Raw genomic sequence first — 17,359 nt, 5'->3', positions numbered from 1 at the left:
ATTAGCTGGCGACTTCAGTCGTCAACTAATAGTAAAATTTGAGTTATCGTTTTTATACAATAACCTTTAGCACGTTTACTTAAAATAGTTTTGCAAACAGCTATTTTAAACAGATTATTCATATATTTATATAGATTTGATTATTTAAATAAAACTAAAAACCATCACTACCTTTAATTAATATCAACAAATGAAAAAACAATTACTAACACTTGCAGGATTATGCCTGTTAAGTACTGCCTCTTTTGCTCAAAAAACACTTATCCATTGTGGAACACTTATCGATGGTGTTCAGAATGAAGCTCAAAGCCAAGTAACAATTGTTGTAGAAGGCAAAAAAATAACCGCTATTCAGAAAGGCTTTACATCACCATCTGGAACAGATAAAGTAATTAATCTGAAAACTCAAACTGTAATGCCGGGGCTTACTGATATGCACGTGCATTTGGAAAATGAAACTAGCAAAGGCGGAGAACTGAAAAGATATCAACAAAACCAAGCTGATGTAGCCTTTGATGCTGCCAAATATGCCAAGACTACCTTGATGGCTGGCTTTACTACCGTTAGAGACTTAGGTGGTTCTGGCGTAAATATTGCGCTACGCAATGCTATTAATAAAGGAACAACCATTGGCCCAAGAGTATTTACTTCTGGCAAAACTATTGCTACTACTGGTGGACACGGTGACCCTTCAAATGCTTTGGCAGATAAATTAAGCCTTGACCCCCAGTATTTAAGTGGAGTGGTCAATGGTGCAGACGAATGTCGTCAGGCTGTTCGTCAACGTTATAAAGAAGGTTCAGATTGTATCAAAATTACCGCAACAGGGGGAGTATTGAGTTTAGCAAAAAGTGGTAAAGCACCACAGTTTACAGAGGAAGAAATTAAAGCCATTGTAGAGACCTCAAAAGACTATGGTTTCCATGTAGCTGCCCATGCTCATGGTACCGAAGGGATTAAAAGAGCCATCAGAGGAGGCGTAACGACTATTGAACATGGTACATATATGGACGATGAAGCCATAGAATTGATGAAAAAATATGGTACTTACTTTGTACCTACTATTATTGCAGGTAAAACAGTGGCCGATTCAGCAAAAATCCCTGGCTATTATCATCCCTTGGTAGTACCAAAAGCTTTAGAAATTGGACCACTGATTCAAGCTACTTTTGCTAAAGCTTATAAAGCAGGCGTGAAAATCGCTTTTGGTACCGACTCTGGTGTTTCTATTCACGGCTACAATGCTTATGAATTTCAATATATGGTAGAGGCTGGTATGCCAGCGATGGAAGCTATCAAGGCTGCTACGATGACTCCTGCTATCATTATGGGAACGCAGAAAGAAGCAGGTTCTATTGAAACAGGTAAGATTGCCGACATCATTGCTACTGATGGGAACCCACTACAGGATATTAAAGTAATGAGAAAAGTATCGTTTGTGATGAAGGATGGCGTAGTATATAAAACGCTGTAAGCATAAATAAGGATTGAATAATTGACTAAAATGATTAATTTACGAGCCAATATAAAACAATACTATTATTTCAATTCATAAACATGAAAAACCTTTTTGTAATCATTACGTTGGTATGCGCTTCGTTATCAACGATTGCACAGAAGCCTAATACCTTGACTTCTCAAGAAAAAAAACAAGGATGGAAACTTCTTTTTGATGGTAAAACCTTGAATGGCTGGAGAAATTTTAACAAGAAAGACCTTGGTCCTGCTTGGAAAATTTCGGATAATGCCATTATGTTGGACAATAGCGAAATGGACGGCTGGAATACTAAAGGTGGAGGAGAGTTGACTACTGATGGTATTTATGAGAATTTTATCTTGGCTTGTGACTGGAAAATCTCTCAAGGAGGAAACTCTGGAATTATTTTCAATGCTCAAGAAGACGATGCTACTAAACACCCTTATTCTTGGTATACTGGCCCTGAATTTCAGGTATTGGATAACGACGGACATGCTGATGGTAAAATCGACAAACACAGAGCAGGTAACTTGTATGATTTGATCAAATATGAGCCTGAAAATGTGAAGCCAGTAGGAGAGTGGAACAAAGTAATGATTGAACAAAAGAACGGTCATGTAAAATTGTATATGAATGGCAGAATGGTGATTGAATATACTATTGGTAGCGAAGAATATAAAAAATTAGTTGCCGCGAGTAAATTCAAAGGAATGGAAAACTGGGGAACTTATACGAAAGGTCATATTGTATTCCAAGACCATGGTAATAAAGTTTGGTTCAGAAATATCAAAATAAAAGAATTATAGTTTAATACTATTGATAGTATCAAGCAAAAACTGTAAGTACATGAAAGCATGTCACTTACAGTTTTTTGCTTTATAACACTTTTATTTTCTGTATATTGCACCCTTATATATTAATGATATCACGTTTTCTAAACAATTATATAATGTTAAAATCAATGACTGGTTTTGGCAAATCGGTGATAGAAGCTCCGCATCTGACCGTCACTGCCGAAATAAAAACCTTGAACTCTAAGTTTACAGATATTTATTGTAGAATTCCTAAAAGTCTATCTTTCAGAGAAATAGAAATCAGAAACCTGCTGACACAGAATTTAGAAAGAGGTAAAATTGAACTAAACCTAAGTACAAACTATACAAATGTTGCTAGTTCAGGAACAAGTATCAACCGCCCTTTAGTGGAGGCTTATATGAAGGATTTGCAGGATACTGGTAGTGGGTATGGTATAGATGATACTACTGAGTTGTTCAAAATAGCCCTTTCTTTGCCTAATGCTTATAATACTGAAACTGTTTCGGAAGAACAAGCGGAAGAGGAATGGAAAATAATTTTGTCGGCTGTAAATCAGGCAATTAGCGAATGTACTAAATTCCGTTTGCGTGAAGGTGATATTGTTACGAATAAATTTATTGAATACATTGATAAAATAGGAGAGTTACTAAAGGAGGTAGAAGTACAAGATAAACTTCGTATTCCCGCAGTTCGTGAAAGATTGAGAAGGTCAGTAACTGATTTATTAGAAGCGGATGATTTTGATAAAAATCGCTTTGAGCAAGAGCTAATTTATTACATAGAGAAATACGATATTTCAGAAGAAAAGGTACGTTTAGGTACACACTTAGTATATTTCAAAGAAGTATTGAAAGAAGGAAACGGAAAAAAATTAAATTTCCTTTGCCAAGAAATTGGTCGTGAAATCAACACAATCGGTTCAAAAGCAAACGATGTGGTGATTCAAAGAATGGTCATCAATATGAAAGATGAATTAGAGAAAATTAAAGAACAGACTTCTAATGTTCTTTAGCAGTTTATCTATTTCCTATCCATAGCGAGGCACTTAAGTACCTCGCTATGGATAAGATAAGTAATAACCCCAAAATTATTTCATACTCACCAAAGTAACGCCTGCGCCTCCTCTATCAGCATGTTCATCTTGCGTATTGGCAACTTGTTTATAACCTCTGAGATGTTGACGAATTAAATTTCTTAGGATACCATCTCCCTTGCCATGTACAATCCTTAGTTCATTATAGCCTACCATGATGGCATCGTTCATAAATTTATCTACTTCTACCAACGCTTCTTCGCCACGTTTCCCTCGTAAATCAAGGTTGAATGAGAAATTCATCAACTTATCATTCATATCCACGCCCACAATTTTGGTAACTGATGTTGTTCTTTGTTTGAATTCTTTACGAGAAATTTTTTCTAAACGATTTATCTTCACAGTAGTTTTCAAATCACCAATCGCAATTTCAGCATCTTTCCCACGTAAACTCAATACTTCTCCCAAGGCTTCTTGTCCTTTAATTCTTACTAAAGAACCTACCGAAATTTCGCCCAAAATCACTTCAATTTCTTCGCGTTCTTCTTTCTCTTTTTCTTCTTTAGGACTTGGCTTTTTAGCCGCTACTTTTTCAAGGACTAAGCTTTCTTGAAAATCAACTAAATCTTGCCTGATTTCTTTCGTAGCTAGTTTTTCAGCACCTTGTTCACGAATTTCTTTGATAGTCGCTTCAATTTTCTGATTAGTATTCTTGATTAACTCCTTCGCTTGAACCTTCGCCGTATTCAGAATCGTTTTCTTTTCTGTGTCCAGATACGTTTTCAAAGAGTTATACTGTTCTAGCAATTGGTCGAGCTTGCGTTGTTTCTGAGCATTTTCTACATTTTTATCTGCAAAAACTTTCTTTTCAATTTCTAGTTCTTTAATCAACTTCTCGAAACTAACCTGTTGATTACCAATTTTTTGCTTCGATTTATCAATAATTGCTTTTGGTAAACCAATTTTATAGGCAATCTCAATGGCAAAAGAACTACCGGGCTTTCCTATTTCTAACTCATACAAAGGCTCTAGGTGTTCGGCGTCATAACGCATAGCACCATTTACCAGCCCTTTGGTACGGTCAGCAAATGTTTTTAGATTAGTATAGTGCGTATTGATAGCACCATAAGCGCCTGAACGATTCAAATCTTCTAGGATACTCTCGGCAATCGCTCCACCCAAAGTTGGCTCTGTTCCTGTACCAAATTCGTCAATTAAAAACAACGTTTTTCTATCTGAATTAATCAGGAAATACTTCATGTTGGTAAGGTGTGACGAATAAGTACTCAAATCATTTTCAAGACTTTGCTCATCGCCAATATCAATAAAAACACTTCTGAAAATACCGATAGTTGAATGTTCAGCCATTGGCACTAACAATCCACATTGATACATGTATTGCACCAATCCTAGGGTTTTCAAGGTAACTGATTTACCACCTGCGTTAGGGCCTGATATTAATAAAATCCTTTGGTCGGAATCTAATGTAATGCTAAGTGGCTGTACTTTTTTTCCTTGTTTTTTGAAAGAAAGAAAGAGGAGGGGATGCACCGCATTTTTCCAATCGACAATTTGACTGTTCAAGCTCAATGGAGCTATTCCATTAATTTCGATGGCTAATCGTGCCTTGGCACGGATAAAGTCAATAATCCCTAAAAATGTATAAGCTTTGCGTAATACTGGCACATGCGGACGTACTCGTGTCGTTAATTCCATCAAAATTCTGATGATTTCACGTCTTTCGGCCGATTCTAATTCCCTGATTTCATTGTTGGCTTCCAATACTTCGGTTGGTTCCATGAATACTGTTTTACCAGTATCAGATTCATCATGAACAAAGCCTTTTATCTTACGTTTGTGTTCGGCAGCGATTGGAATGACCATTCTACCACCACGTAAAGTCAAAGAAAAGTCATCCGAAATCCAGCCATTTGAACGTGCCATCTTCAAGATACTTTCTAGCTTTTTACGTAACTCTATTTCTTGACTTTGGATTCTGCGACGAATAGCCTGTAATTCTGGACTGGCATTGTCTTTCAATTTACCACGGTCGTCGATTACCTTATCTAATGAATCCAGAATTTGACGAAGGTTTAAGTCGGCTGAGAATGCCGTGCCAACTAATTCTCTTAATTGCGGATAAGCCTCAGGTTCTTTGTTATCAAAAAAGCGTAAGCATTCTTGTATTGTTCTTAATGAAAGTTTTAAATCAAAAAACTCTTCTTCAGTCAAGAATGCTCCTTCAATGGCAGCTTTAGAAAGTTGATGATTGACATCAAGATAATTTTGAGCAGGGAAAGCCTCTGGCTCAAACTGCAAAATATCTTTCATTTCGGCTACTTGCCGAATCATCTTTTGAATTAAATCGTAATTATCGGCAAAACGGATTTTATTGACGAAGGCTCTTCCCAGAGAACTCACACACAATTCATTGAGGTGTTCTCGGATGCGGTCAAAGCCTAATTTTTGTTCTATATTTTGTGGGTATAACATGTCATATTGATTGCGGAATTTAGAGTATGAATTGTAGCGTTAACAAATGGTCGTCACATTGTTATTCGATTGATACTGTAGATTCAGCAGGATTACTAAATTATTTAAATAAATATATACTCATTTATAAAACCCTTGAACACAACACAAAGTTCTAAGGTTTAAATACATTGATAACAGACTATTTAGCCGTGAAAGTAAAGGTTCCGTCTGGATTGGGCAGTAATTCTTCAACTTTTAAAATAGCATCTTTGTTCAGTCTTCCGTATAAATGTGGAAACGTATCAGCATTACGAACAGTTTCAAAACGAAGTTCAGCGCTCAATTTGTCCATATCAAGATGAAGTAACAATAGCTGGGCTTTACCTACAAAATAATTGTTTAGGGTACCTTGTACTTGTCCTGAAGTAGAAAGATGAATAAATTTTTCTACTGAAAGTGTTTCTGATTCATAATAATCTAAATCCGAAAACTCAGCCCACCATTCTGGACTCACGATGTGATAAAGTGTTGGTTTCATTGTTTAAATTTACTACATTGTTGTGAGCTAATTGGTAAAAAAATAAAATTATGTATGATATCATCGTCGTTGGCGGAGGGTTGGCTGGTTTGGTCAGCAGTATTTTGCTCTCCAAAGCTGGCAAAAAAGTACTATTGATTGAGAAGAAACACTACCCTTTCCACCGCGTATGTGGTGAATATATTTCTAATGAAACACGTCCGTTTTTACAACAATTAGGTCTTGATTTTAATCAATTAGATACTAAAGACATTACTAGATTTCAATTTACCTCACCTTCAGGAAAAGTTTTAGAAACAACGCTCGATTTAGGAGGCTTTGGCATTAGTCGCTATACTTTTGACGAAGCTTTATATCACTTAGCTCAACAAAATAATGTTCATTGTTTATTAAATAAAAATGTCGAAAATATTGATTTTCATCATGACCAATTTACGGTAAGCACCTCTAATCAAACTTTTGAAGCCCGCTATGTGATTGGGTCATTCGGAAAAAGAACAAAACTAGATGCCACTTTAAAGCGTAGTTTTTTTAGCAAAAGAAGCCCGTATATTGGAGTGAAATATCATATCAAAACTGATTTTCCACAAGATTTAATAGCGCTCCATAATTTTAAAGATGGTTATTGTGGTATCTCTGCCATCGAAAACGATAAGCACTGTCTGTGTTATCTTACTACTAGAGAAAATCTCAAAAAGTATGGTTCTATTTCCGAGATGGAGAAGAATATTCTTTGGAAAAATCCGCATCTAAGAAAGATATTTACAGAATCAGTTTTCCTATACGACAAGCCCGAAGTAATTAATGAAATTTCTTTTACGCCGAAAACAACCATCGAAAACCATATTTTAATGGTAGGTGATTCGGCAGGACTGATTACACCTTTATGCGGAAACGGAATGGCTATGGCTATCCATGGTGCTAAAATTTTATCCGAAAACATCCTACAACATTTCGACGACAGGACATTGCTAGAGCAAAATTACGAAAAAGCATGGAAAAAAACTTTTGCCCAAAGACTTTGGGTAGGCCGAACAGTCCAACAACTATTTGGTAACGAAGTGCTTTCTGAAATAGCCTTATTGAGTTTGAAAAACTTCAAATTTGCCTTAAAAGCCATTATTAAATCAACTCATGGGGATGAGTTTTAATTCAAGAAAGATATGTGAAACCCCTATTTCCTAAACACAATAGATTTAACAGGTTCAATACGCGTAATGACAAAAGTTGGAATAATTAACACGAACAGTACCAAAGAAATAGTAGCTAAATTAAGTAAAAGAATTACGGGCCAATTCATCATTATCGGAACGGTATTCATGTAATAATTCACAGGGTCGAGCGGAAAAATTTTATAATGTTTTTGCAATAAACAAATGCCGATGCCCAACAAATTTCCATAAACAAGTCCCCTAAATATCATAGAAAAGCCACTCCACAAAAATATTTTCCTGATTTGCCAATTACTTCCTCCCAATGCTTTTAATACACCAATCATTGGTGTACGTTCTAACATCAATACCAACAGAATTGAAATCATATTGAAGGAAGCAACAAACAAAATTAGGCTTAGGAAAATAACCATGTTTCTATCCAACATACCCAGCCAGTCGAACAAACCCATATAAGTAGTTGTTACTTTTTCTAATTTCATATCTGGTTGGATTTTACGCTGAATTTTTTTGGAAACAGCATCTATTTGCGTAAAATCACTAATATAAATTTCATAACTACCTACAGAATCCACGCCCCAATTATTCATTTTTTGAATAAGCCTGATATCGCCAATAATTAAATTCTTGTCAAACTCCTCCATTTGGGTTTCATAAATACCTTTCACCACTAATTTTCTAGGGCGGTCCGGAGCATTCAAAAAATACATGATTACATCATTGCCAACCCCTAAATTCAATTTATCTGCAATTACTTTACTAACAAGTATTTCTTTTGAATAGCCACTTGTATCAAAGCTAATCTGTTTGCCTTGAATGATATTTGGTTCAAACCTTTTGAAATCAAAATCACGGTTGATGCCTTTTAAAACCACACCTAAAATATCCTGACGCGTCTTTAGAATACCAGCCTTTAAAGCTGAGGTCTGGAAATGACTAATTTCCTTGATACTTTTATGGTTTCGGAAAAGATCACTTTGTTGTGTGATAGGATTCTCTTCATACGATTCATTGGCAGAAAACTTAGAAATTTTGATGTGTGGTGTAAGACTAAATAATTTTTGATGGATGGCATCTTTGAAGCCAAACAACACTGCAAAAGCAATAATCATTACAGACAAACCAATTGCTATACTTCCCACACCGATTTTAGTAACCGTACCCGAAAAAGAGGTAGTTTTAGTATTTTGAATGCGCTGAGAAATGAAATAAGGGAAATTCATGCAGTATTTTGTAATTTTGTTTCTTGACTACAAATTAAGTAGTTTTTACTGGTAAATTGATTAATGAGTCGATTTTCGTGCGATGGAATTTAGTTAAGAACTTGCTTTTATGTCGAAGCTGTTTAAATTTTCCCTTTTGGGTTAAACTAAGTCTTTTAGAATAGCTTGTTCCAAAATTCACTCAACGTAGCGATGCTATGCTTCGTAAATTTTGAAAAAATCAATTCAAAAATACAATACTTTCTCCTCAGAAACGGAAAGTTTAAACAGCTTCATCTTTTAAAATGGAATAACGGGTGCAAAAAAACAAAACTCATTACTCAAAACTCATAACTTGCTTTATGCTTCATTCAACAAAAATCGTTTTTATCTTAACAGGCTTATTGCTTATTTCTTGTGTAAGCAGTAAAAAAAACACAATCGCTACCCTGCAAACAGGAGCAGAGCAGACACAAATATACCTGCCCCTTTTGAAAGGTAAAACGGTAGCTTTGGTTGTAAACCATACTTCAGTAATAGGCAAAACACATTTGGCTGATTCCTTAATTAGCTTGGGAGTAAAGATAAAAACAATTTTTGCCCCAGAACATGGCTTTAGAGGAACAGCTGATGCAGGCGAACATATTGCGAATGGCATTGATAAAAAGACGGGCTTACCGATAGTATCCTTGTACGGTGCCAATAAAAAACCTAGCCCTGCACAATTAGAAGGCATAGATGTTGTGATTTTTGATATTCAGGATGTAGGAGCAAGGTTTTATACCTATACTTCTACGATGCATTATGTGATGGAAGCTTGTGCCGAAACAGGGAAAGCGGTCTTAGTGTTAGATAGACCAAACCCTAATGGACATTATGTAGATGGGCCAGTGTTAGATAAGAAATTTGCATCATTTGTAGGTTTAAACCCCATTCCGGTAGTGCATGGCTGTACGGTAGGCGAATTAGCACAAATGATTAATCAAGAAGGCTGGTTGAAAGATGGGGTGAAGGCTAACTTAACCGTTGTGAAATGTTTGAATTACCATCATTCAATGGTTTATGCACCTCCCATTGCCCCTTCCCCTAATTTACCTAATTTACAGTCAATCCTTTTATACCCTTCTATCTGTTTCTTTGAAGGAACAGACGTAAGCGTTGGTAGAGGAACCGACAAACAGTTTCAGGTGATAGGTTCGCCTAATCAAGCTAACAGAACATTTACTTTCACACCTGAAGATAAGCCAGGGGCTAAAAACCCGCCTCAAAAAGGCAAATTGTGTTATGGGTTAGATTTAAGCCAAATAGATGCTCGTAAACAAGGCTTTACCTTAAAATATGTATTAGACTTTTATCAGCAATCAGTCGATAAAAATAAGTTCTTTAGTAATAATGCTTTCTTTAATCTACTGGCAGGGTCAGATGTTTTAAAAAAGCAAATTATAGAAGGGAAAACAGAAGCAGAGATTCGAGCGTCTTGGAAAAAAGACTTAGACCAATATAAAGCCATCAGAAAGAAATACTTATTGTATGCAGAATAGTATTTTGAAGATTAACTCTAACGTAATAACATTATAAAATCACATATTTTGAAATTCTTAAAGTTTATACTAAAACTATTTTTGATTGGTTTTTTACCATTGTTAGCTATTGATAGTGCCAGAAAATTAGATTTAATTTTCGACCCACGCTCAAAAAATGCTTATATAGCTACAATTATCGATAAAACAAAAATGCTAGCAACTGTGCCAAGTCCTAGATTAGTTTTGATGAGTGGTTCAAGCATGGCATTTGGGATAAATAGCGATATGCTAGAGAATGAAATCGGTTTGCCAGTAGTGAATGCTGCTTTGCATTTTAATTTCGGAAGTAAGTATATGATGGAAGAATTGAAAACCTATTTGAAAAAAGGAGATGTGGTATTGATAACGTTAGAATATATGGTTAGGTCTGAAGGAAAATATGAAGAACAATTGATTGCCGCAGATTTTTATCCTCCTTCACAAAAATGGATACACTTTCCATCTATTACTGAAAAAATAAGCAGTTATACTACTCATCGATTAACTGATTGTAGATTGATGATTGGTGAAGCTCTAAACCATTCGAGAAGCAAACCGATAAGCATAGCTGATACAACTTCTATTTTCTATCGAAATTGTTTTTCACCCAAAGGAGATTTGCTTTGCCATTTGAATAATCCTCCCACTAAAATTGTCTATCCAACAATACCATCTGACCAAGATTTCAGCCAACAAATAAAGGATTTAAACGATTTTTATGCTTTTGCCCAACAGAAAGGAGCTAAAGTGTTTTTTACCTTTCCTTGTTTAGCACAGAAAAGTTTTGAAGAAAATGCTAACATTATTAAAAAAATCAGTGCGCAGATAAAGGGGCATCTCAAAATACCAATATTAGGTACACCCCAATATGCTTTGATGGACGATACTTTGTTTTATGATAATGCTTATCATCCAAATGATAAAGGAAGGGAAATATTTACAAAAAGAATACTGACATTATTTGAAAATAGTGATAAGTTTCAGAAAAGTATCCAATCAATCAGGACGAAAAAGCAAGAGCCTTTAGCGAGCAATATTAATAGTAAAAACAAATAAAATAAATCTTGTCTGTTTCAACGCTTCCATAAGTAATAGAACAAGACTGATTTTTATCACTATGTTATTTAATTCTATAGAATTTCTAATCTTTTTTCCCATCGTTACGATACTTTATTTTTTAATGCCCTATCGTTTTCGTTGGTTATTATTATTGGTAGCGAGTTGCTATTTCTATATGGCTTTTGTGCCGATTTATATGCTTATTTTGGGATTTACGATTGTAATAGACTACTATGCAGGTATTTATATAGAACAGTCGGAAGGGAAAAAAAGGAAATTGTTCTTGACGATGAGCCTTATTGCTAACATTGGCGTTCTGGCAATTTTCAAATACTATAATTTCTTGAACGAAAATATAGGCTTTCTATTGAAAGGTTTTGCCCTTGAAAACCCTATTCCTTACCTTAAAATTTTACTACCAATCGGACTGTCTTTTCACACTTTTCAGGCGATGTCTTATACGATAGAAGTATATAGAGGTAATCAGAAAGCTGAACGACATTTTGGAATTTACTCGTTATACGTAATGTTCTATCCACAATTGGTAGCTGGTCCTATCGAAAGACCACAGAATGTATTGCATCAATTCTATGAAAAATTTGATTTTGATTATCAGCGCGTAACGGATGGCTTGAAACTAATGGCTTGGGGGATGTTTAAAAAAGTAGTCATCGCCGACCGTCTGGCAGTGATGGTAAATCAAGTGTATGACCATCCCTTTGAACAAAAAGGAATTCCTTTGATAGTCGCTACTACTTTATTTTCAATTCAAATTTTCTGTGATTTCTCTGGGTATTCTGATATTGCCTTAGGTTCGGCACAGGTAATGGGTTTTGATTTGATGAAAAATTTTGACCGCCCTTATTTTTCAAAAACTATTTCTGAATTTTGGCGTCGTTGGCATATTTCACTTTCCACTTGGTTCAGAGATTATCTGTATATTTCTTTAGGAGGAAACAGGGTGTCTAAATGGCGAAGAGAATACAATCTTTTTATCGTTTTTCTGGTTTCGGGTATTTGGCATGGTGCTAGTTGGAACTTTGTTATTTGGGGAGCTATGCATGGATTTTACTTGATTTTTGCGAACCTTACCGTTGATTTTAGAAACAAGGTAATAGGTATAATAGGTTTGAAAAAATTGCCGTTCCTTTATAAAATTATCCAGATTCTTACCGTTTTCTGTTTGACTAGCTTTGCTTGGATTTTCTTCCGTGCAGTTGATTTCAAATCAGCATATCATATAGCTACGCATTTGTTTTCTGGTGTTGGGGAACAACTTTCGCAACTAACTAACAGAAGCTTTATTGATAAAAATATCTTCTTAGGACAAGGCTTTGCAAATTTTGTCATGGTTGTTTTCTCTTTATTAGTGATGGAAACAGTGCATTTTTATCAAAGAGGGCAACGTTTAAGAACAGTTATAAGCCAAAAACCAATATTGTTTCGTTGGGTACTTTATTACGGAATAGTATTAGCGATACTCTTTTTAGGAATGTTCGACGCTCCAGCACAGTTTATTTATTTCCAATTTTAAAAAACACTGAAGAGATATTTTATAAAAAAGTAAAATTTATTACTTCAAAACCGCAAATTTTCCCGAAATTTGCGGTTTATTTTTTAGCATAGTTTTCGGAAGGCTCAATTTTGCAATCCGAATTCAGCAATCCGAAATCGAAAAATGTCCGAAAAAATTCTTATCCTCGACTTTGGTTCACAAGTCACTCAATTAATTGCCCGCAGAGTTCGTGAACTTAATATTTATTGCGAAATCCATCCTTACAATAAAATACCATCAATTGGTGAAGATGTAAAAGGCATAATTTTGTCTGGTAGCCCATGTTCAGTACGTGATGAAGACTCGCCAAGAGTTGACATGAGTCTTTTCAGAGGTAAATTGCCAGTATTAGGTATTTGCTATGGCGCACAACTATTGGCACATACGGGTGGCGGAGAAGTATATAATGCTGGACATCGCGAATACGGAAGAGCTAAATTGCAAAAAGTAGCTGAAAATCCGTTATTGAATGATGTTTCTGAAAACAACCAAGTATGGATGTCGCACGGAGATACTATTATGTCGATTCCTGAAGATTTTGAAATCATTGGTTCAACAGAATCTGTAAAGATTGCTGCTTTTCATATCAAAGGAGAACAAACTTACGGGATACAGTTTCACCCAGAAGTGACACACTCATTAGAAGGCAAAACGATGTTAAAAAACTTCGTTGTTGGCGTTTGTGGATGTTCGCAAGATTGGACGGCTGACTCATTTGTAGATACTACTGTGGCTGAATTGAAAGCTCAGTTAGGGGATGATAAAGTAGTTTTAGGTCTTTCGGGTGGTGTAGATAGCTCAGTAGCAGCGGTATTAATTCATAAAGCAATTGGCAAAAACCTTTATTGTATTTTTGTTGATAATGGTTTATTGAGAAAGAATGAGTTTGAAGACGTACTTGAGTCATACAAAAACCTTGGCTTAAATGTAAAAGGAGTAGATGCTAAAGAACAGTTTTATACAGCATTAGCGGGCTTGACTGACCCAGAAGCAAAACGCAAGGCCATAGGTAAAGTATTTATTGATGTGTTTGATCAAGAGTCACATTTGATAGAAGACGTTAAGTGGTTGGGACAAGGTACCATCTATCCAGATATTATTGAATCTGTTTCGATTAAAGGTCCATCAGCTACGATTAAATCTCACCATAATGTAGGCGGTTTGCCAGATTATATGAAATTGAAAATCGTTGAGCCACTTAAAACACTTTTCAAAGATGAAGTACGTTTAGTAGGTAGAACACTAGAAATTCCTCAGTTTATACTAGGCCGTCACCCATTCCCAGGGCCAGGTTTAGGAATTAGAATTTTAGGAGATATTACTGCTGAAAAAGTACAGATTTTACAAGAAGTAGATGCCATCTTTATTAATGGCTTAAAAAATAAAGGTTTATACGATAACGTTTGGCAAGCAGGAGCGATGCTTTTACCGATACAGTCAGTAGGGGTAATGGGCGACGAACGTACCTATGAAAGAGTAGTAGCATTAAGAGCGGTTTCGTCTGTAGATGGAATGACGGCCGATTGGTGTCATTTACCTTATGAGTTTTTAGCAGAAATTTCAAACGAAATTATCAATAAAGTAAAAGGAGTAAACAGAGTTGTTTATGATATTTCGTCGAAACCACCAGCAACGATTGAGTGGGAATAAGCATACAAAACAAGTATAAATAGAAAGCTCGATTAGTACTCGGGCTTTCTATCTTTAATTTAGTACCGTTTAATAAGTTTTGAGTTTTATTATTTGACATATTTCTTAAATTTAGGTCTTGAACGCTAAAAAATTATCCTAATGAAAAAAATCACCTTATTCATCATCATACTAGCTACTATTGTTTCTTTTACTGCCTGCGAACAAAAATTTGGTTCAGACGTTGTTCCTAAAGCACCGGTGAGCATTGTAGGTAAATGGTCTATCTCTGGTTTTGGAACTATTACAAATGCTAAAACGTATGAGGCAACACTACAAGAAATTAAAAGTACTCCCAAAGTTGATACTACAATGGTTAATGCACTTTCAGTTGGTTTTGCATATGATTTTAAGCAGGATGGTACTTTTGTTGCTGGTAGTACAGTAGGTACTTGGAAATTAAATGATAGTGCTAAAACAATCGATTTAACTACTAAAGACAGAACTGGAAAAGAAAACGTTCAGACGTTTTCAGTATTGGAATTATCTGAAAATAGTTTAAAATTAGGTACAAAGAAATTTACTGAGAGTGCTAGTGGGAACATTGAAATTAAAGATTTCAACGATTTGCCTTTTTTTATATTGGGTACTTTAGCCATTGGTGTAAAAGGCTCTCAAAAAGACTTAGATGATGCTACTTCTCTTCAAGGCACCCTGATTTTTAAACGATAATTTCAAAAAAGAAAGGATTTTACCATTTCTCCTTTTTGATAAATATACTTTCTTGCTAAGAAATCGTTATATTTCTCTAAGAAATGCAGTTATACTATTTTAACAACTCTAATAAAGCCCAATGAAGATTAAATTCCTGATGTTTTTGGCATTAACAATATGCCTTCCAACTTTCGCACAGAAAGTTACTCAAAATGCCAATTACCAGTTTTTTATTGATTTAACAAAAGTTCAAAACGATAAATTAGAAGTAACACTGACTACTCCTAAAATACTGAAAGATGAAATAGTGTATAATTTTCCTAAAATTGTTCCTGGCACTTATGCCAATTATGATTTTGGACGTTATATCTCTGCATTAAAAGCTTTTGATGATAAAGGAAAAGAATTGACTGTCAATAAGATTGATGCTAACAGCTATACAATAAAAGGAGCAAAGAAACTTAGTAAAATCACGTATTTAGTAGATGATACTTGGGATTCACCAGAAATTAAGGGTGAATATGTTTTTGAACCTGCCGGTACTGATATTGAAGAAAACAAACTTTTTGCCATTAATACGCATGGCTTTTTTGGATACTTTGATGATTTAAAACGCAGTACTTACGAAGTGACCTTTACAAAACCTACTGGTTTTTATGGAGCATCTTCATTAACAGCCATTAAATCAGATGATACAAAGGATGTTTTCAGTGTTTCAAATTACAATGATTTGGTAGATGCACCTATTATGTATTGCAAACCTGATACAACTATTTTGAAAGTTGGAGGTGCAGATATTTTAATTTCGCTTTATTCGCCTAATAAAAAAGCTACTTCTGCTGAAATTGCTGAGAATGTAAAAACATTATTAGAAGCTCAGAAAGAATATTTAGGAGGTACTTTGCCTATTAAGAAATACGCTTTTGTCATTGTGCTTTCAGATAATTTAAAAAATGGAAGCTATGGCGCTTTAGAACACTCATACTCTTCTTTCTATTATTTGCCTGAATCATCGTCAGACGAATTGGCACAAACGGTGAAAGATGTTTGTTCGCATGAGTTTTTCCATATCGTTACGCCACTTAGTATTCACTCAAAAGAAATAGGTGAGTTTGATTTTAATCATCCAAAAATGTCTAAACACCTTTGGATGTATGAAGGAGTTACAGAATATGCAGCGGGACACATGCAAGCAAAATATGGTTTGATTGAGTTGCCCATGTATATGAATATGCTTCGTTCTAAAATTGGCAATATGTATGACCATTACAAAGATGATATTCCTTTTACAGTAATGTCGGCTGATGTATTGGAAAAATACAAAGACCAATACCAAAACGTATATGAAAAAGGAGCGTTGATAGGGCTTTGTTTAGATATTAAGCTTCGTCAATTATCAGGAGGGAAATATGGAACACAGAATTTGATGAAAGATTTGTCTAAATACTATGGAAAGGATAAATCTTTTAACGATGATGAGCTTTTTGATAAGATTACTGAAATAACTAAATTCCCAGAGATTCGTCAGTTTTTTGCTAATTATGTGGAAGGCAAACAACCTTTGCCTTTAATAGAAACCTTGAATAGTGTAGGTATCAACTTCCAAAAAACTAACAAGAAACTAGAAAAAACATTAGGCTTTTCGGTCTATAATTTAGGAATCAATCCTGAAACAAAAGGCATCTTTATCATTGATGATGAAGGAATTGATGCTTTCGGAGCTAAAATTGGGTTTAAAGCAGGTGATGAGCTAGTTTCCTTAAATGGAAAACCATTAGACCTGAATACGTTTAGAAATACGCGTTCTGATTTTATCAACAACACTAAAGAAGGTGATAACGTTGAATTTGTTGTGCTTAGAAAGAATGGAGATAAGAAAGTAGAAACCAGACTTTCATCTAAAATCTTTATTCCAGAAGTAATTGAGAAAAATCTGCTTTCTCCAGCAGAGAATCCGACAGAAGCACAGATTGCTCTTCGCAAAGCTTGGTTAGTACCATCAGACGAAAAATAAATCACAAATAAAATTTAAAAGCCAGTCAGGAATTATTCTTGACTGGCTTTTAAATAATGTTATCATGCAACTGAAAAACACCTAAATTTGTCTAATTATTAGCTAACTATATC

At 35.0% G+C, this 17,359-nt stretch carries 13 protein-coding genes; 10 read left to right on the top strand and 3 right to left on the bottom strand.

Annotated elements, in window-relative coordinates:
* Positions 1 to 190 precede the first annotated feature (190 nt).
* The 3 genes from AC07XN_RS16575 to AC07XN_RS16565 all read left to right on the top strand — a co-directional run bounded on the left by AC07XN_RS16575 (position 191) and on the right by AC07XN_RS16565 (position 3,305).
* Positions 191 to 1,474 carry a metal-dependent hydrolase family protein gene (locus tag AC07XN_RS16575; RefSeq protein WP_494743879.1) on the top strand — a complete coding sequence of 428 codons (1,284 nt, stop codon included), beginning with the start codon at positions 191 to 193 and terminating at the stop codon, positions 1,472 to 1,474.
* 83 nt (positions 1,475 to 1,557) lie between these two features.
* On the top strand, positions 1,558 to 2,283 hold the full coding sequence (locus AC07XN_RS16570; protein ID WP_494743878.1) for a 3-keto-disaccharide hydrolase: 726 nt from the start codon (positions 1,558 to 1,560) through the stop codon (positions 2,281 to 2,283).
* A 143-nt stretch (positions 2,284 to 2,426) separates the two neighbouring features.
* Entirely contained in the window at positions 2,427 to 3,305 is an 879-nt protein-coding gene (locus AC07XN_RS16565) for a YicC/YloC family endoribonuclease (RefSeq protein ID WP_494743877.1), read from the top strand.
* A 75-nt stretch (positions 3,306 to 3,380) separates the two neighbouring features.
* Here AC07XN_RS16565 and AC07XN_RS16560 read toward each other — a convergent pair whose 3' ends face one another.
* Together AC07XN_RS16560 and AC07XN_RS16555 are read right to left on the bottom strand one after the other, a co-directional pair.
* Positions 3,381 to 5,819, bottom strand: a complete 2,439-nt coding sequence (locus AC07XN_RS16560; RefSeq protein WP_494743876.1) for an endonuclease MutS2 — start codon at positions 5,817 to 5,819, stop codon at positions 3,381 to 3,383.
* A 181-nt stretch (positions 5,820 to 6,000) separates the two neighbouring features.
* Complete coding sequence (locus AC07XN_RS16555) at positions 6,001 to 6,339, bottom strand: DUF952 domain-containing protein (protein ID WP_309920560.1); 339 nt, start codon at positions 6,337 to 6,339, stop codon at positions 6,001 to 6,003.
* Between the two features lie 50 nt (positions 6,340 to 6,389).
* Between AC07XN_RS16555 and AC07XN_RS16550 the strand changes: the two genes are divergently transcribed.
* On the top strand, positions 6,390 to 7,490 hold the full coding sequence (locus tag AC07XN_RS16550) for an NAD(P)/FAD-dependent oxidoreductase (RefSeq protein WP_494743875.1): 1,101 nt from the start codon (positions 6,390 to 6,392) through the stop codon (positions 7,488 to 7,490).
* A gap of 23 nt (positions 7,491 to 7,513) precedes the next feature.
* Here AC07XN_RS16550 and AC07XN_RS16545 read toward each other — a convergent pair whose 3' ends face one another.
* Positions 7,514 to 8,734: an ABC transporter permease gene (locus AC07XN_RS16545; protein ID WP_309920554.1), complete on the bottom strand. Its 1,221-nt coding sequence runs from the start codon at positions 8,732 to 8,734 to the stop codon at positions 7,514 to 7,516.
* 341 nt (positions 8,735 to 9,075) lie between these two features.
* Between AC07XN_RS16545 and AC07XN_RS16540 the strand changes: the two genes are divergently transcribed.
* The 6 genes from AC07XN_RS16540 (at position 9,076) to AC07XN_RS16515 (ending at position 17,246) form a co-directional block, all read left to right on the top strand.
* Positions 9,076 to 10,254 carry an exo-beta-N-acetylmuramidase NamZ family protein gene (locus AC07XN_RS16540; protein ID WP_494743874.1) on the top strand — a complete coding sequence of 393 codons (1,179 nt, stop codon included), beginning with the start codon at positions 9,076 to 9,078 and terminating at the stop codon, positions 10,252 to 10,254.
* A 48-nt stretch (positions 10,255 to 10,302) separates the two neighbouring features.
* Positions 10,303 to 11,331: a hypothetical protein gene (locus tag AC07XN_RS16535; protein WP_494743873.1), complete on the top strand. Its 1,029-nt coding sequence runs from the start codon at positions 10,303 to 10,305 to the stop codon at positions 11,329 to 11,331.
* 124 nt (positions 11,332 to 11,455) lie between these two features.
* Positions 11,456 to 12,868, top strand: a complete 1,413-nt coding sequence (locus AC07XN_RS16530) for an MBOAT family O-acyltransferase (RefSeq protein ID WP_494743872.1) — start codon at positions 11,456 to 11,458, stop codon at positions 12,866 to 12,868.
* Between the two features lie 144 nt (positions 12,869 to 13,012).
* Entirely contained in the window at positions 13,013 to 14,539 is a 1,527-nt protein-coding gene (gene guaA / locus AC07XN_RS16525; RefSeq protein WP_309920541.1) for a glutamine-hydrolyzing GMP synthase, read from the top strand.
* A 141-nt stretch (positions 14,540 to 14,680) separates the two neighbouring features.
* Entirely contained in the window at positions 14,681 to 15,250 is a 570-nt protein-coding gene (locus tag AC07XN_RS16520) for a hypothetical protein (protein WP_494743871.1), read from the top strand.
* 121 nt (positions 15,251 to 15,371) lie between these two features.
* Entirely contained in the window at positions 15,372 to 17,246 is a 1,875-nt protein-coding gene (locus AC07XN_RS16515; protein WP_494743870.1) for a M61 family metallopeptidase, read from the top strand.
* Positions 17,247 to 17,359: the final 113 nt, after the last annotated feature.

The sequence above is a fragment of the Arcicella sp. GW458-12-2-14-TSB2 genome (assembly GCF_059423785.1).
Note: the sequence above shows the minus strand (reverse complement) of the source record. Positions and strands in the feature narration are given on the sequence as shown.

Coding starts and splice junctions, on each gene's coding strand:
- AC07XN_RS16565 (WP_494743877.1), top strand. CDS start 2,427: ATGTTAAAATCAATGACTGGTTTTGGCAAATCGGTGATAGAAGCTCCG.
- AC07XN_RS16520 (WP_494743871.1), top strand. CDS start 14,681: ATGAAAAAAATCACCTTATTCATCATCATACTAGCTACTATTGTTTCT.
- guaA (WP_309920541.1), top strand. CDS start 13,013: ATGTCCGAAAAAATTCTTATCCTCGACTTTGGTTCACAAGTCACTCAA.
- AC07XN_RS16540 (WP_494743874.1), top strand. CDS start 9,076: ATGCTTCATTCAACAAAAATCGTTTTTATCTTAACAGGCTTATTGCTT.
- AC07XN_RS16575 (WP_494743879.1), top strand. CDS start 191: ATGAAAAAACAATTACTAACACTTGCAGGATTATGCCTGTTAAGTACT.
- AC07XN_RS16515 (WP_494743870.1), top strand. CDS start 15,372: ATGAAGATTAAATTCCTGATGTTTTTGGCATTAACAATATGCCTTCCA.
- AC07XN_RS16560 (WP_494743876.1), bottom strand. CDS start 5,819: ATGTTATACCCACAAAATATAGAACAAAAATTAGGCTTTGACCGCATC.
- AC07XN_RS16550 (WP_494743875.1), top strand. CDS start 6,390: ATGTATGATATCATCGTCGTTGGCGGAGGGTTGGCTGGTTTGGTCAGC.
- AC07XN_RS16555 (WP_309920560.1), bottom strand. CDS start 6,339: ATGAAACCAACACTTTATCACATCGTGAGTCCAGAATGGTGGGCTGAG.
- AC07XN_RS16530 (WP_494743872.1), top strand. CDS start 11,456: ATGCCCTATCGTTTTCGTTGGTTATTATTATTGGTAGCGAGTTGCTAT.
- AC07XN_RS16545 (WP_309920554.1), bottom strand. CDS start 8,734: ATGAATTTCCCTTATTTCATTTCTCAGCGCATTCAAAATACTAAAACT.
- AC07XN_RS16570 (WP_494743878.1), top strand. CDS start 1,558: ATGAAAAACCTTTTTGTAATCATTACGTTGGTATGCGCTTCGTTATCA.